General features: G+C 47.9%; 15 protein-coding genes. 12 read left to right on the top strand and 3 right to left on the bottom strand.

Annotation, left to right across the window (positions count from 1 at the left end; genetic code table 11):
- The first annotated feature begins 351 nt into the window (after positions 1-351).
- The 8 genes from BLS03_RS22760 to BLS03_RS22725 all read left to right on the top strand — a co-directional run bounded on the left by BLS03_RS22760 (position 352) and on the right by BLS03_RS22725 (position 9,549).
- Positions 352-1,431, top strand: coding sequence for a BMP family ABC transporter substrate-binding protein (locus BLS03_RS22760; RefSeq protein WP_093279170.1), 1,080 nt, complete (start codon positions 352-354; stop codon positions 1,429-1,431).
- Positions 1,432-1,530: 99 nt separating this feature from the next.
- Positions 1,531-2,943: a xanthine dehydrogenase small subunit gene (gene xdhA / locus BLS03_RS22755; RefSeq protein ID WP_093279169.1), complete on the top strand. Its 1,413-nt coding sequence runs from the start codon at positions 1,531-1,533 to the stop codon at positions 2,941-2,943.
- Positions 2,936-5,326 (top strand): xanthine dehydrogenase molybdopterin binding subunit, encoded by a 2,391-nt coding sequence (gene xdhB, locus BLS03_RS22750; RefSeq protein WP_093279168.1) that lies wholly within the window; start codon positions 2,936-2,938, stop codon positions 5,324-5,326. Before xdhA ends, xdhB begins: the two co-directional genes overlap by 8 nt.
- The gene (xdhC, locus tag BLS03_RS22745) at positions 5,304-6,194 is read left to right on the top strand and encodes a xanthine dehydrogenase accessory protein XdhC (RefSeq protein ID WP_093279167.1); all 891 of its coding nucleotides are present in this window, start codon (positions 5,304-5,306) and stop codon (positions 6,192-6,194) included. Before xdhB ends, xdhC begins: the two co-directional genes overlap by 23 nt.
- Positions 6,191-6,682, top strand: coding sequence for a 2-oxo-4-hydroxy-4-carboxy-5-ureidoimidazoline decarboxylase (locus BLS03_RS22740; protein ID WP_093279166.1), 492 nt, complete (start codon positions 6,191-6,193; stop codon positions 6,680-6,682). The genes xdhC and BLS03_RS22740 overlap by 4 nt, the downstream gene beginning before the upstream one ends.
- Positions 6,679-7,002, top strand: a complete 324-nt coding sequence (gene uraH / locus BLS03_RS22735; RefSeq protein WP_093279165.1) for a hydroxyisourate hydrolase — start codon at positions 6,679-6,681, stop codon at positions 7,000-7,002. Before BLS03_RS22740 ends, uraH begins: the two co-directional genes overlap by 4 nt.
- Before the next feature lies 1 nt (position 7,003).
- Positions 7,004-8,371 (top strand): guanine deaminase, encoded by a 1,368-nt coding sequence (guaD, locus tag BLS03_RS22730; RefSeq protein ID WP_218122041.1) that lies wholly within the window; start codon positions 7,004-7,006, stop codon positions 8,369-8,371.
- A complete protein-coding gene (locus BLS03_RS22725) occupies positions 8,317-9,549 on the top strand; it encodes a urate hydroxylase PuuD (protein ID WP_093279164.1) in 1,233 nt (410 codons plus the stop codon). Before guaD ends, BLS03_RS22725 begins: the two co-directional genes overlap by 55 nt.
- A 241-nt stretch (positions 9,550-9,790) precedes the next feature.
- Here the strand turns inward: BLS03_RS22725 and BLS03_RS22720 are convergent, their stop codons facing one another.
- The 3 genes from BLS03_RS22720 to BLS03_RS22710 all read right to left on the bottom strand — a co-directional run bounded on the left by BLS03_RS22720 (position 9,791) and on the right by BLS03_RS22710 (position 11,855).
- Positions 9,791-10,762 (bottom strand): Shedu immune nuclease family protein, encoded by a 972-nt coding sequence (locus BLS03_RS22720; RefSeq protein ID WP_093279163.1) that lies wholly within the window; start codon positions 10,760-10,762, stop codon positions 9,791-9,793.
- A gap of 1 nt (position 10,763) precedes the next feature.
- Positions 10,764-11,093, bottom strand: a complete 330-nt coding sequence (locus BLS03_RS22715) for a hypothetical protein (protein WP_093279162.1) — start codon at positions 11,091-11,093, stop codon at positions 10,764-10,766.
- 297 nt (positions 11,094-11,390) lie between these two features.
- Positions 11,391-11,855 (bottom strand): Lrp/AsnC family transcriptional regulator, encoded by a 465-nt coding sequence (locus BLS03_RS22710; RefSeq protein WP_093279161.1) that lies wholly within the window; start codon positions 11,853-11,855, stop codon positions 11,391-11,393.
- A gap of 145 nt (positions 11,856-12,000) precedes the next feature.
- Between BLS03_RS22710 and BLS03_RS22705 the strand changes: the two genes are divergently transcribed.
- The 4 genes from BLS03_RS22705 to BLS03_RS22690 all read left to right on the top strand — a co-directional run bounded on the left by BLS03_RS22705 (position 12,001) and on the right by BLS03_RS22690 (position 15,990).
- The gene (locus BLS03_RS22705; protein WP_093279160.1) at positions 12,001-13,230 is read left to right on the top strand and encodes a trans-sulfuration enzyme family protein; all 1,230 of its coding nucleotides are present in this window, start codon (positions 12,001-12,003) and stop codon (positions 13,228-13,230) included.
- A gap of 188 nt (positions 13,231-13,418) precedes the next feature.
- Complete coding sequence (locus BLS03_RS22700) at positions 13,419-14,225, top strand: transporter substrate-binding domain-containing protein (RefSeq protein ID WP_093279159.1); 807 nt, start codon at positions 13,419-13,421, stop codon at positions 14,223-14,225.
- A gap of 75 nt (positions 14,226-14,300) precedes the next feature.
- A complete protein-coding gene (locus BLS03_RS22695) occupies positions 14,301-15,245 on the top strand; it encodes an amino acid ABC transporter permease (protein WP_093279158.1) in 945 nt (314 codons plus the stop codon).
- Positions 15,238-15,990 carry an amino acid ABC transporter ATP-binding protein gene (locus BLS03_RS22690; RefSeq protein WP_425445127.1) on the top strand — a complete coding sequence of 251 codons (753 nt, stop codon included), beginning with the start codon at positions 15,238-15,240 and terminating at the stop codon, positions 15,988-15,990. Before BLS03_RS22695 ends, BLS03_RS22690 begins: the two co-directional genes overlap by 8 nt.
- The last annotated feature ends 274 nt before the right edge of the window (positions 15,991-16,264 follow it).

Here is a 16,264-nt window from a genome sequence, read left to right as displayed (position 1 = left end):
TAATCGCGTGGCCTTTTTGCACGCGAGCATTGTTGATGCTCGCGTGCGTTAATATGGTGCACTGGTGCATAACCAAGCACCAAAAAGGAACATACATTTCGCTAACACAACTCAGTACAAGTCGATAACCATCGGCTAACTAAGGCACGTAATTACCCCGCCCGCCTTATAAAATAAGGGCTGGAGGCAAACGTAAAAAATAATTTTGCAAAATACGACCAATTGGTCAGGTTTTTGCTAATTACCTCAATTATCAAGGGAAATGTTATTTATCCTCGAGCGGCCAAAATCAGAAACGCTGAGGAGATTGATAATTGATCGCATACAACAAAAATGAAAATGGAGTATTTCATGAAAATAAATCAGTGGATCAAAGTAGCAGCACTGTCGGTGTCTGCTGTATTTTCCGCCACTTCTGTTGCTGACGACGATCCGGTCAAAGTTGGATTTGTCTATGTTGGCCCTATCGGTGACCACGGTTGGAGTTATGAACACGACCAAGCGCGCATCGAAATGGAAAAGTATTTCAAAGGTAAAGTGAAAACCACTTACGTTGAAAACGTACCAGAAGGTGCGGACGCCGAACGCGTGATCACCCAGCTTGCTAAAGCCGGCAACGACATTATTTTCACTACCTCTTTTGGCTTTATGAACCCAACCGTGAAAGTGGCGAAGAAATTCCCTAAAGTCACCTTTGAGCACGCAACCGGTTACAAACGCAGCAAAAACTTAGGTACTTACGTGCTACGTACTTACGAAGGTCGTTACGTATCAGGTGTTGCTGCCGCAATGGAATCAAAAACCAATACGCTTGGTTACATCGCAACTTTCCCAATTCCTGAAGTCATTCGTGACATCAACGCCACATACCTTGGCGCGAAAAGCGTTAACCCAGACATTAAACTCAAAATCGTTTGGGTGAACACTTGGTACGATCCAGGTAAAGAATCGGATGCAGCGAACGCTCTGATTGACCAAGGCGCGGATGTGATCATTCAACACACCGACAGCCCTGCTCCACTGATTGCGGCAGAAAAACGCGGCGTGATGGGCATTGGTCAAGCGTCAGACATGAGCCACTACGCACCAAAAGCGCACATGTTCTCAGTACGTGACCACTGGGCACCACACTACATTGATACCGTCGAAAAAGTCATGGCAGGCACTTGGAAACCACAAGATTTCTGGGGCGGCCTAAAAGAAGACATGATTCAAGTGGTATCAATCAACCCGAACCTACCTGAAAAAGTGAAAACGGCGATTCAAACCACCGAAGATAAAATTCGCTCAGGTGCCATTGTACCGTTCACCGGTCCGATGAAAGACAACCAAGGCAATGAGGTCATTCCAGCTGGTCATTCCTTGACCGATAAAGAGCTGGCGGCTATCAATTGGTATGTAGAGGGTATCGACGCCAAGATCCCGAACTAATTGCGTACAGACTCGTGTCACTGCTTCATGAGTGCACGAGTCTTTTTTTACACCAAGACCTGACCAATTGGACAAGTTTTAGCAAGAACAGAGGAAGTTATGTTAGAGCTCATGATAAATAGCGAAGTAGTGAAAGTCGGTGATGCCAAGGCAGACACCATGCTTTTGAATTACTTACGCGAACAAAAGCAAATGACCGGCTCTAAAGAAGGATGCGCCAGCGGCGACTGCGGAGCCTGCACCGTCGTGATGGTGGATTTAGATGCCGACCAAACCCTGCGTTATCGCCAAATTAACGCCTGTATCACCCCACTTCATGCCCTGCACGGCAAGCAAGTAATCACGGTTGAACACTTAAAGCAGCACGACGCGCTGCATCCCGTTCAACAAGCGGTGGTAGACGAACACGGCACCCAATGTGGCTTTTGCACCCCAGGGGTTGTGATGTCACTTTACGCGCTCTCCAAACAGACCCCAGCGCCAAGTCATCCCGCCGATTATCTTGCGGGTAACTTATGCCGCTGCACCGGCTATGGGCCATTAATTGAAGCGGCCAACAAGGTAGCAGTCAGCGATATTCAAGATCCGCTCGACGAATTTAGCGGCGGCGTAAAAATCTGGATGAACCAAGTTGCGCCGATCGAAGCCGAAAATTATTGCAAACCTCTTAACCGCAAAGCGTTAGCCGAAGCCAAAGCCGCGATGCCAAACGCCAAATTGCTCGCGGGCGGCACTGACCTCGCACTTGAAGTCACCCAGCAGCGCCGCAGCATTGAACAGATTATCGATGTGTCTGGCGTTAAAGAGATGCTCGACATTACGCCAACCGTTTCGGGTTGGCGCATCGGTGCATCGGTACCGATGAATCAAGTCCACGACTTTATGCGTGAGCATTTTCCAACCACCGATGAAATCATTGAACGTTTGGGCAGTTTAACCATTCGCCATCGCGCAACACTTGGCGGCAGTCTTGGCCACGCATCACCGATTGGCGATATTGCCCCGCTTCTAATTAGCCTAAATGGCCATATTGAAGTCGACGACGGCGAGCAAACCACGCTCTACGCACCAGAAGATTACATTACTGGCTATCGCGAAACTCTGCTTAAACCCAATCAGTGGATCAGCGCGATTCATTTGCCGCGCCTTGCGCCGAATCAGCATCACGCGATCTACAAAATTTCTAAACGCTATGAAGACGATATCGCCACCGTTGCGCTTGGTATCAATATGACCATAGGCAGCGACAACCGCGTTAAAGCTTGTGTAATTTCCGCAGGCGGCGTGGCCGCTAAATCGGTGCGTCTGCGTGAGCTTGAAGAAGTGTTCGTCGGGAAACCGCTCACCTTACCTATGGTCCACGCCGCGCAGCAGAAAGTGCCGCAAGTGATTTCACCGCTCAGCGATGTGCGCGCCTCTAGCGCTTACCGCGTGCGTTTGGTGCAAAACTTGCTGCAACGTTTTTATCTGCAAACTCAACAAATTGAAACAAGGTTGGTGCACCATGCGTAAATTAACCTCTATCGAAACACAAACGAACGCGGCGCAAAGCGCGTTCCAAGTCGTCGGTAAAACGTTAAAGCACGAAAGCGCCGACAAACAAGTCGCAGGCGAAGCGTTGTTTTTGGATGACTACGCAACGCCGCAAGGCACTCTTCACGCCGCAGTGGTCACCAGCAGCATCGCCAAAGGTGACATCACCACACTGAATCTGGATGAGGTTATCGCCGCACCTGGCGTGGTGCGAGTACTGACCTGCGATGCCATTCCCGGTGAAAAAGATATTGGCACAGTGTTCAAGGGCGATCCGCTACTGGCTGTCGACAACCAGATCCGCTATTTTGGCCAACCTATCGCACTTGTTTTGGCCACATCGCACGATCTGGCTTGGAAAGCGGCAACGCTGGCACAAGTAGAGTATCGCGCCGCAAGCGAGGTGATCCTAACCCACCACCAAGCTCAGCACCTTGAACATCTGTTGCCAACTCATCAAATGGGTCAACCGGTTGACCCAAGCCTATTTGACCAAGCCGCGATTCACGTCCAAGGGGACATGCACGTTGGCGGTCAAGAGCACTTTTATCTCGAAAGCCAAGCCAGCCTTGCTGAAATGACCGAAGATGGCGGTGTGTTTGTTCGCACCTCGACGCAAAACCCGTCTGAAATCCAAAAACTGGTTGCCGAAGTGCTGGCGCTGGATTTTAACCGCGTCACTGTGGATATGCGTCGTATGGGCGGCGGTTTTGGCGGCAAAGAGAGCCAAGCCGCGCAGTGGGCATGTTTAGCCGCGCTCGGCGCCCACCACACCAAACGCGCGGTGAAAATGCGTTTGCCACGCAGCATCGATATGACAGCGACCGGTAAACGCCACCCATTTTATAACCGCTATCAACTCGCCGCTGACCAAGACGGCATGTTGATCGCAGCCAATATGGAAGTCAACGGTTTGTGTGGTCACTCGCCGGATTTATCCGATGCCATCGTTGACCGCGCGATGTTTCACGCCGATAACGCCTACTTCCTTGGCAACGCCTGCATTACCGGCCATCGGCTAAAAACCGACATGGTATCGCACACCGCATTTCGCGGCTTTGGCGGCCCGCAAGGCATGATTGCGATTGAAAAAGCCATGCAAGCATTGTCGATCGCCGCTAAGCAAGACGCATTTGATGTGCGAATGAAGAACCTTTACAACCAAGCCAACCATATAACCCCTTATGGTATGCCGGTTGAGCAGCATCAAGAGATGAAAGAAGTGCTTGAGCTGCTTGAAGAGAGCTGTGATTACCGCGCCCGTCGCAAAGCAGTCGATGAGTGGAACCAAAGCCATAGCGTGCTGAAAAAAGGCCTCGCCATTACGCCGGTGAAATTTGGCATCTCGTTTACCGCTACCCACTTAAACCAAGCGGGTGCGCTTATCCACGTGTATACCGATGGCACGCTGCAAGTCTCGCACGGCGGCACCGAAATGGGCCAAGGTCTGCACACCAAAATTCAGCAAATCGTGGCGCAGACGTTCGGCATTTCGGCAGACAAAGTGCTGGTCACCTCAACTCGCACCGACAAAGTGCCAAACACCTCACCGACAGCGGCTTCATCGGGCGCTGACCTCAACGGCATGGCGGCGCACAATGCCGCCAAAGAGATTCGTGAGCGTCTGCTCGACTTTGCTAAAGCGCAGCTAGGCGGCAGCGATAGCGTCGATATTATCGACAATTGCGTGGTGGGTTTGAACCAAGAAATGAGCTGGGCAGAGCTGATTCAAAAAGCCTATTTAGCGCGCGTATCGCTCTCTGCCACCGGTTTTTATCAAACACCAAAAATTGGTTACGACCGCGCCACTGCAAGTGGTCGGCCATTTTTCTACTTCACCAACGGCGCATCTTGCTCTGAAGTCACCATCGATACTTTAACTGGCGAAATGTGTGTCGAACGCGTCGACATTCTGCACGATGTCGGCACCAGCTTAAACCCAGCAATCGACCAAGGTCAGATTGAAGGCGCCTTTATTCAGGGGCTTGGCTGGCTGACCACCGAAGAGTTGGTGTGGAAAGACAACGGCGCTCTGCTTAGTAATAGCCCAATGAATTACAAAATTCCGACCATTGGCGATTACCCAAAACAGATGCAAGTCGACTTTTACGAAAAAGCCAACCCAGAGCACAGCATCTATCGCTCCAAAGCCGTTGGCGAGCCGCCGTTTATGCACGCCATCAGTGCATGGTGCGCAATTTACGATGCGGTTGCATCAATTTCTTCTCATCAATTGGCGCCGAATCTGCATGCTCCGGCCACCGGCGAAGCGATTCTAAACGCCTGTGATGAACAATGGGATTGGCTTGCAAGCCATGCCGATAGTGAGGAGGCACGCCATGTCGTCCAAGCAACCGAATAGCGACTTTCTCTCTAGCCCTTCATTGCACTGGCTAGAGGCATGTCGCCAACTGGAGCAAAAAGGCGAAGCCTATTGTCTTGCGACTGTGGTGGCGTATGTCGGTTCAGTGCCGCGCGCCAGTGGCAGCAAAATGGTTATCACGGCGCAGTGCCAATTTGACACCCTTGGTGGCGGCAACCTTGAACATCAAGTGATTGCCAAAGCGCGCAGCGCAATTCAAAGCGGCGATGCTCAAGTCAGCGTGGAGCGGTTTTCGCTCGCCGCCGATCTCGGCCAGTGCTGCGGCGGCGCAGTGCAAGTGATGTTTGAATATTTTCACACTCAAACCCCTAAAGTGGTGGTGTTTGGCGCCGGTCATGTGTGTCAGGCGCTCGGTCCGATTTTGGCGCAGTTGCCTTTGCATCTCACCGTGATTGATAGCCGCCAAGAGTGGCTGACGCCACTTCAAAACCAAGGCATAGATACCAAGCACTACGACAACCCCGTCGAGGCGATTAACCAGCTTGCACCAAACAGTTACATCGTGGTGATGACTCAAGACCACGGCTTGGATTTTGAGTTGGTACGCAATGCATTAGAGCGGAATTGCTTTGCCTTTGTCGGCCTAATTGGCTCGCAAGGTAAGAAAAGCCGCTTTGAATTTCGCTTAAAAGAGCAGCTAAGCCACGCGGAGCTGCTCGATGGCCTCACCTGCCCGATTGGCAACCCGGATATTCAAGGTAAATTGCCGATGCAAGTCGCCGTCTCTATTGCGGCGCAGCTTATCCAGCTAACAGGCAAGACCGAGCCGAGTTGCCCGCAAGGCGATGAACAGCAGTGGCGTCAGTTTAACCAATTACGTCAAACGTTAAAGGAGGTAAATCCGTGAATCAGCCCTGTACGCAATTTGACCTCAACACCGAAGATTTGGCCAAAATATGCAGCAGTCGCCATTGGCAGCTGCTGATGAAACTGGCGATGCCATTTAAAGACGGCGACGAAATGTTTGCCTGCGCCAAAAATGCGTTTGAGCAATTAAGTGAAGCCGATTGGCTGGAAGCGTTCGCCGGTCACCCGATGATTGGCGATCTAAAAACCCTTGAAGCCAAATACGGCCACGGCAAAGCGCTCAGTGAAAAAGAGCAAAGCCAAGTGCAAGGCGCGGCGCGCGAAGTGCTTGAAGAACTGCTGACGCTCAACCACGCCTACAAAAAGAAATTTGGTTTTATCTTTATCGTCTGCGCCACCAACAAAAGCGCCGAAGAAATGCTGGCGATGCTCAAAGCCCGCATTCACCGCACCCATCAACAAGAAATCGCCCAAGCGGCGATCGAACAGAAAAAAATCAGCCGAATTAGAATGGAAGCCTATTTATGAATCAACTGAGTTGCCATGTTTTGGATACCGCAACGGGCGTTCCCGCGGCCAATATCGATGTCGAACTGCATGTGCTCGGCAACCCAACCCCGCTTGCTAGCGCCACCACCAATCAAGATGGCCGCGCCAAGTTTGAAAACGTCACCTTGAAAACGGAGTCTTATACGCTGCGCTTTATGGTGAAACCTTACTGCTTAGAAAAATTTGGCCAAGCATTTTTCCCGCTGGTCGATGTGCACTTTACGGTCAGTGACGAGCGTAACTACCATATTCCGCTACTGCTCTCGCCGTTTTCTTATTCAAGCTATCGAGGCAGTTAATATGGCGACACAAGTACACAGAGGAAGTGTGCTACATTTCCCAACCGCCAGCAGCGCGCCAGAGAAGCACTATGAGTACTTTAGTGACGGCGTGCTTGTGGTCGAAAGTGGCATCATCACTCACCTTGGCGACGCAAAAGCTTTCTTTGCAGCGCCGCACAATCAGGCGCTGCAAGCGCAAGGCAAAGTCACCACCCATTCCGGCCTTCTGATACCCGGTTTGATTGACTCGCACGTGCACTTTCCGCAAGTTGAAGTGATTGCAAGCTACGGCACTCAGCTGCTTGACTGGCTAAATACGTACACCTTTCCCGCTGAGGCGCAGTTTGCTAAGCAAGCCTACGCCGATGCTCAAGCGGAATTTTTTATCGACCAACTGTTTGCCCATGGCACCACCACCGCCAGTGTCTACGCAACCGTCCATCCGCAGTCTGTCGATGCGTTTTTTAGCGCGGCAGAGCGAGTCAACGCGCGAATGATCTGCGGCAAAGTGATGATGGACAGACACTGCCCGAATAATTTATCCGACACGCCAGAATCCGGCTATCGAGATAGCAAAGCGCTGATTGAGCGCTGGCACAATCAAGGCCGAGCTTTGTATGCGATTACGCCGCGGTTCGCGCCGACCAGCAGCCCAGAGCAACTGGCGCTTGCCGGTAAACTCGCCAATGAACATCCCGATACCTTTATTCAAACTCACATCAGCGAAAACCGCAGTGAAATTGCTTGGGTGAGCGAGCTGTTCCCTGACAGCCAAGACTATTTAGCAGTTTACGAGCAATACGACTTAGTGCGTGATCGGGCGCTATTTGGTCACGGCATCCACTTAAGCGAGCGCGAATTTGATGCACTTGCTGCCAAAGGCGCCGCCATCGCGTTTTGCCCATCATCAAACTTATTTTTGGGCAGCGGCCTATTCCCTTATCACCAGGCCAAACAGCGCGGTATCGGCGTATCCATTGCCAGTGATGTTGGCGGCGGCACCAGTTTGAGCCTATTTAGCAACCAAGCTGACGCATACAAAATTTTGCAGATGCAAGGGGTTAGCCTCAACCCATTTGAATCGCTGTACCTTTGCACTCAGGGCGCAGCGTTATCGATGGGGCTTGAGCACAAAATCGGCAACTTAAACCCTGGCACTGAGGCAGACTTTATTGAACTCGACCTCAATGCGTTCCCAATGCTGGCGCAGCGCACCGCGCGCTGCAACACGCTTGCTGAACAATTATTTGCCTTAATTACGCTCGGAGATGAGCGGGTTATCGAACGGACTTACGTTCACGGAAAATCTGTATATCAAAAGGAAATGAAGTTATGTGGCCACAACTCTACGAATGGTTTGCGCTCTTTATCAAATGGTTTCATGTAATCTGTGGCATTGCATGGATAGGCGCAAGTTTTTACTTCGCATGGTTAGACAATAGCTTAGAAACACCACCAAAATGGAAGCAAGATAAAGGCATCAAAGGTGACCTTTGGTCGGTTCACGGCGGCGGCTTTTACGAAATCGCCAAATACAAAGTCGGCCCAGAACAGATGCCAGAAAAACTACACTGGTTTAAATGGGAAGCCTACACCACTTGGATCACCGGTTCGACTCTGATGATCTGGATGTACTACTTCAACGCTCAAGCCTATTTGATTGACCCGCGCGTGATGGAACTGAGCTCTGCGCAAGCGATCTCACTTGGCGTGTTAGGCATTTTGCTTGGCGTGGTGGTGTATGAAGGTTTGCTGCGCTCGCCACTGAGTAAATCGAAAGCGGCATTTGTTGGCGCGATCATCGTATTTGGCGGGCTGTTCTTTTACGGCTTTACCCATATCTTTAGTGGTCGCGGCGCGTTTATCCATATGGGCGCTTTAATTGGCTCGATCATGGTCAATAACGTGTTCCACAAAATCATTCCAGGTCAGCACAAAATGGTCGCGCAAGTGGCGGCGGGCGAAGAGGTTGATCCTGCGCCTGGCCTTGAAGGCAAACGCCGTTCAATCCATAACAACTACTTCACCCTGCCAGTGATTTTCCTGATGATCAGCAATCACTACCCGATGATTTATCAGCACCCGGCAAGCTGGTTGGTTGGCCTACTTATCATGGTGATCAGCGCCTACATTCGCCACTATTTCAACCTCAAACATTCTGGTCAGCAAAAACCGGATGTGCTGGTTTACGGCGGCACAGCAATGTTCTTATTAGCGATTGTGATTAGCTGGCAAGCCACCGAGAAAATGCCAACGGCGACTACCCTTGAAAAAGCGCCAGCGGCGGAAAGCCAAACTCTGACCGCTGACGCTGCGCCGCAACAAATCGCGCAGCACATTATTGCCAAACGCTGTTCAAGCTGTCACAGCGCCACACCAACCGATGATGTATTTAAAGCAGCGCCAAGTGGTGTGCAATTTGATAATTGGCAGGATATCGAGCGCTGGAAATCGCATATTATTACCCGCGCGGTCGATAATGGTGATATGCCATTTATGAATAAAACCCAAATGACCGATGAAGAACGCCAAGAATTAAAACAGGCATTAAGCCAAATTCAGTAATCGCTTAGCGTCATCGAGCTATAAACAAAAAGCCATCGTTAGATGGCTTTTTTTGTGTAAGAATTGATTTAATTAATAAAAACATTTTAGAATCGCGCGGTGTATTTGTTGTGTTTTACGTTATTAGGATTACCAGCAGTTCCAATTTTTCTTAACAACTCTTCACGGAGAAGAAGTCAGAATAAACTCATTGATACCACGTGTTACTAGTAATTCTTAAAGACTTTGTTAGAAAAAATTCTTATCGCGCACCTTCAACTATATATTTTGCTCGTTCAAAAAGTTCATCATAAGTGAGTATTTCAATACACCGCAAATTTCGTCTATATAACTCTAATGTTTTTGATTTCATAGCCTTTTCACGTGCTGAACCTTCAATATCTGAATGACTACCTATAACCAAAATACACTCTACGTCATATGTTCCTTCATGAATGAGCTCACCTTCAGCCGTGTAATTGAGTCCCGCCCCCTCAATTTCCCAGTTAGCTTTTTGCGCTAAAATCTGACTTACAGCATCTGTTAACGCAGTGGATAACCGCCAAGAGTCAGCTCTATTTCGCCTCTGCTCAAATAACGCCGTCTTTGGCGTTTTGAGTTCAACAATTTTAGTAAACCGGCTGTCAGACAGAAGAAAGTCTGTGATTACGTCATTTGCTCCGTTTAAATCAGTACTTGAAACGTGAGCTTCTCGTTGCAAGATAGTTATATATTTATATGTGAGACCATATCCAAAAATCCATTCATTTCTTTCGAAGAACCTTTGCCAGTCAGCTTCTTGATATGAATCTGCATCAACTAGCATCTGCTTATACTCTGCCAATGATTCACGCCTTCCTAAGATTGTATTGATATCATCATGTGAAAGACGGTCACTAACTATGTGCTTGAGTGCAGGTATCAAAGATTCTGTCGACGAACTTGAAAGAAAGGAAATAATTTCACTCTGGCTTTCAGCAATTTCGACAAACTTTCCAATAGATGTTGATTCTGAATTAACGACCATACTGTACTTTGACAGGTGATGATAAAGCTCTGATAATTTTGCCAATGGTAAGTTACAAGTGAATTTCCCAACACCAGTTTCACTATCGAAAGCATAAATACTTGCCGAAGCAATCGCTAGATCTCCATTTTGGTCAACGCCAGAAATATTTAGGTATATTTGACTTGACACATCAGCGCCTATTTCAAATGTATGGTCGATACTCATATTAGACCTTCGCTATCGTAAAAGTATAACCTTGCCACTCAGGGTTGTATTTGTCTGAAATTTGAAATTGTTGGGCTGGCTCTACAATAGAAACATTTGTTAGTTCAAGAAGATCAAAAGTTCTAAAATCAGGTAAAACTTGAGCGCTATCACTTACCCCTCCGGTCTGATAAATATGAACTTTCGTCGACTCAGAACCATCTTTCCTACGCATAATGAAAACAGCATGTGGATTCCCAACTCTTTGCCCGAGAATTTTTCCTGTTTTATTATATTCGAAAGTAATCGTTACTTTTTTGCTAATCGCTTCACGAATTGTACTTAAACTCATAGCAAGCTCCTTTTTTATAACGCTATTTAGATAATTAAAATTAAACTTTAATCATATTTATCGTGATATTTTTCTCGATAACAATCAATTAATCGCGTTACAAATAGGGAATATCAGATAGGAGTTAAATAAAAAGTGTTAACTACTTCATATAATAATATTATTCCAGAAAAATAATTACATTAAAAATAATAAGAGATTTATAAATATCCAATATGGTAATTTATTCTTATAGAATACAAATAATTCTTCGCTCTCATCGCCCGATATTTAAATATCGCTACAGTGGAAGAGCAGTCACTCTTCCACTGGGAGAAAAAGGCTCTTTTTCGGTGTATCAATGACGACATTGGTGGTGACGCGTTTAATTTGCGGATAGCGCGCCATCAGCTGTTCGATAAACCCATCATAATGTTTTGGGGTTTGCGCGGTGACCACCAGCATTAAATCAACATCGCCTGTGACGTAAAACATCTGCTGAATGCATTCCTGCTGCTGCGCCCAGCGCTTTAAATCATTTAATACCGCGTAGTTGTCTCGCTCAATTTCAATTCCAGCGACAAAGCTCATGCCATGCGCCGAATATTGCGCTGGGATAACCGCCACCTCAGCTTCGATCGCCCCTTCTTCTCTGAGCTTTTTAATCCGTCGTTGTACTGCCGAAGGCGATAACCCAACCTGAGCGCCAATCTCTTCGCTCGCTAGGCGACAGTTGCGCTGCAGCAACTGCAAAATTTTCTTATCAAAACTATCTAGAACCATTCACGCTGTACTCACGCCGATATTGTGCAAATCCAAACTCAAAATGCGCAGTTCGCCGCGCACCGGCGCAAGAATAGCGGATTTTCCCCATTGAGGGAAAGGCACAATAGTCTTAACTCTTTTTTATAAATTGATTTGACTAATTATGCACTACGATGATCCGAAAAAACGCCATTTGACCAGCCTCAAGCCTGAAACCCAAGCGCTGCATGCAAACGTGGTTGCCGACCCACACACCAACGCGATTGCGCCAAATATCGTTATGTCGGTCAATCACAGCTTTTCGCCTGACCAAGGCGCGTTTTCGGCGCAGGGAATCGACGATGTCACCGATGCGCCGTTTCTATATGCGGGCTGGACCAACCCAACCGTGCGCTTACTTGAACAGCGGCTTTGCGCGCTAGAACACGCCGAAGATGCCCTTGCCACCGCATCGGGAATGGCCGCGATATCAGGGCTGTTTTTGTCACTGCTTAAAGCTGGTGACCATCTGATCATTAGTGATGTTTGTTATGCGGGCGTGTTTGAGTTTGCGACCCAAATGCTGCCGCGCTATGGAATTGAAGTCTCAATTATTGACACCAACTGCACAGTATCTGTGCAAAACGCACTAAAAGAGAACACAAAACTGGTGCATATTGAAACGCCGTGTAATCCGCTGCTGCGTCTTACCGACATTCAAAGCCTCTCAACCTTACTCAAAGCACACAATGTGTTACTCAGCGCCGATTCCACATTTTCAACGCCAGTCATCACTCGACCAATCACCTTAGGCGCCGATATTGTAATTCACTCGTTAACCAAGTTTATTAATGGTCATGGCGACGTATTGGGCGGCGTGATACTTGGCTCCAAAGCGTTACTCAAGCCTATTCGAGCCATGGCTGGCGCGTATCTTGGCGCAGCACTCTCAGCGCAAAGCGCTTGGCTGATTATGCGCGGTATGGAAACTCTTTACCCGCGCATGAAAACCCTGTGTGATTCAGCATTAGAGATTGCGTGCTGGCTCGAACAACAGCCGCGAGTGCGCCGTGTGCTCTATCCCGGACTTGAGTCTCATCACCAATTTTCACTCGCTAAACAGCAGATGGACTTTTTTGGCGGCATTATTGCATTGCAAGTGGATGATATGGATTTGATTGAGCAGCGTTTTGCCAGCGAAGCAGCAATATTTGATTACGCGTTTTCAATTGGTCATCAGCGCAGCCTAGCGGTTGCGATGAGGACAGACGACCTGGATTCATCGACCTATCGCTTTACACCAGAGCAACGAGCTCGGTTTTGTAACGATGCAGGAAAAGGAGTGATTCGGCTATCGATTGGCTTAGAATCACCCAAAGATTTGATTCGGGATCTAGCGCATTTACTCAGATAAAAGATGCATTTTTATCTGAGCGAACTAGCTATAAATTCAAAATACGCTTGAAATATTGCCATATTGTGTCGCATTATCTGCAACTTCTGATAACCAATAACTATATTTGCGGTTTTCAGAGGTTGATGAATCAATCTATGTCATCGGAAGAAACACAACAAAATAACAATATTTTTATAAGGGATATTATGAAAAGTTTCATTAAATCTACCGCTTCTGGTCTTGTGCTTGCTTGCTCGCTATTTGGCGCCACTCAAGCAATGGCAAAATCAGCTCTTGAAAATGTTTTAGACACAGGTGAGTTGAAAGTATGTTTCGATGCGGGTTATATGCCGTTCGAAATGAAAACCAAAGACGGTCGTTTTATTGGTTTTGATATTGATGTTGGTAAACAGATGGCGCGCGCAATGGGCGTTAAGTTTACTCCAGTCAATACAGCATGGGATGGGATTATTCCAGCGCTACAGACAGGCAAATGTGACATCATCATGGGTGGCATGACCATCACTGCAGAGCGTAACCTGAAAGTTAACTTTGCTGACCCGTACATTGTCATCGGCCAATCAGCGATCATTTCGCCTAAACTGGCTGGCACAGTGAAAAGCTATAAAGATCTGAACGATCCGAAATACACTATCGCAACCAAACTTGGCACAACTGGTGCTGAAGCGGCGAAAAAGTACATTCCAAAAGCGAAACTTGACCTTTACGACACAGAAATCGACGCAGCATTGCAAGTTTCTAGCGGTAAAGCAGACGCATTTGTGTATGACTTCCCATACAACGCGATTTACGCATCTCAAAACAAAGGCAAAGTGGATCACCTAGCACAGCCTTTCACTTATGAGCCTCTTGGTTGGGCAATTCGTCAAGACGATCCTAACTTCCTGAACTTCTTGAACAACTACCTACGCCAAATTAAAGGCGACGGCACTTACGATCGTATCTACGACAAGTGGTTCAAAAACGACAGCTGGCTACAAGACGTGCAGTAATTGCCGACCTTAACGCCACAACTGGGCAACTTAGGTTGCCCAGTTCATTTATAAAACATAAAGAGAATCTGAGTGATGCAGTCAAAATCCTCAACTTGGGTCGGACATTTAGTTTACGTTCTGATCATGGCCATATTGGTGAGCGCAATTTATTTTGCCGGGCGCAGCATCAATTACAACTGGCATTGGGACCGTTTGTGGCCTTACGTGGTCAACACCGAAATGCAGGAAATTCGTGCAACCGGTGACGGCACAGCGCAAGTTCAAGACGGCCGTTTAGTCATAGAATTCGATAACGGCGATACACCGCAAGTTATTGAGAAATACACTACTTTAACAGTTCGCGATGGCGACTTAATTTTCCAAGGTGACGCCGTAGCCAAATTGAACAACTGGCAATTTGGGCCGATTGCAACCGGTCTTTGGGTGACGATAAAGATATCCTTCATCTCACTGTTTTTCGCCATTGTGCTCGGTTTAGTATTTGGTTTAATGCGGGTTGCTAAAAACCAGACCGCTCGCGATTTATCCCTCACCTATGTGGAATTGATACGCGGCACACCTTTGCTGGTGCAAATTTTTATCGTTTACTTTTTCATTGGCACCGTACTCGACTTTGACCGCTTTACCGCAGGTGTGGTCGCACTTTCGGTGTTTACTGGCGCGTATGTTGCTGAAATCGTTCGAGCCGGGATTCAGTCGATTCCACCCGGGCAGATGGAAGCGGCGCGCTCACTGGGTATGACCTACCCGAAAGCCATGATGTACGTGGTGTTGCCTCAAGCGCTAAAACGTACCTTGCCTCCTCTTGCTGGACAATTTATTAACCTAATCAAAGACTCTTCACTGGTTTCGGTTATTTCGATTACCGACTTGACCAAAGCCGGACGCGAAGTCGTCAGTGGCAGTTTCGCACCGTTTGAGGTGTGGTTCACCGTTGCAGCGCTCTATTTGGTTGTGACCGGAACATTGTCTTGGGCTATTCAACGTTTAGAGAAGAGGTTATCTGCCAGTGACTAACGAATACAACGGCGTTGATATGGTTTACGCCAGCAATGTCGATAAATATTATCCAAATGGCTGTCATGCACTGAAGTCCGTTTCAACCACCGTCAAACGTGGCGAAGTTGTGGCGATCATCGGCCCATCAGGCTCAGGCAAATCGACGTTCTTGCGCACCCTCAACCAGCTTGAAGAAATTTCTTCTGGTACCATTATTGTTGATGGTTTTGACATGTACGCCAAGACCACGGACATCAACGTACTGCGCCAAAACGTCGGTATGGTGTTTCAAAGCTTTAACCTGTTTCCACACAAAACCGCGCTTGGTAATGTGATGCTTGCGCCGCTGAAAGTGGCAAATCGCCCGAAAGCCGAAGTGGAACAAGACGCGAAGCAACTGATCAAACGTGTTGGTTTGGAAGAGCGCATGAACAACTACCCGTCGCATTTATCGGGTGGTCAACAGCAGCGTGTAGCGATTGCTCGCGCGTTGGCGATGAAGCCAGATTTGATGTTGTTCGATGAACCAACGTCTGCGCTTGACCCAGAAATGGTCGGCGAAGTGTTGGATGTTATTAAATCGCTTGCCAAAGAAGGCATGACCATGGTTATCGTGACTCACGAAATGGGCTTTGCCCGTGAAGTGGCTGACCGCGTGCTGTTTATGGAAGACGGCGTGTTATTGGTTGATGACTCTCCAGAGAATGTCTTCGACAAACGCGAACACCCGCGTTTACGCCAGTTCCTTGCTAAAGTGCTTTAAGGCTTTAAGGCTTTAAGGCTTTAAGGCTTTAAGGCTTTAAGGCTTTAAGGCTTTAAGGCAAGTGTAACCAGTAACCTTGATGATTGAAAACGGGCCAATTGGCCCGTTTTTTTGTGCGCTCAACATAACCAAGCGACTGTAAATCATACAATTATTTTCGAAATTGACGGTCAAATTGTAAAGTTTCGTAAACTGGCGAACTGTTTATCGGTTTTGAGTTCTACTACAGGTCTGTATCAACACAGACCGTATGATAAGGAATCAAAAAAATGAA

It is taken from the genome of Vibrio xiamenensis, assembly GCF_900100015.1.
GTDB classification, from domain to species: domain Bacteria; phylum Pseudomonadota; class Gammaproteobacteria; order Enterobacterales; family Vibrionaceae; genus Vibrio; species Vibrio xiamenensis.
Note: the sequence above shows the minus strand (reverse complement) of the source record. Positions and strands in the feature narration are given on the sequence as shown.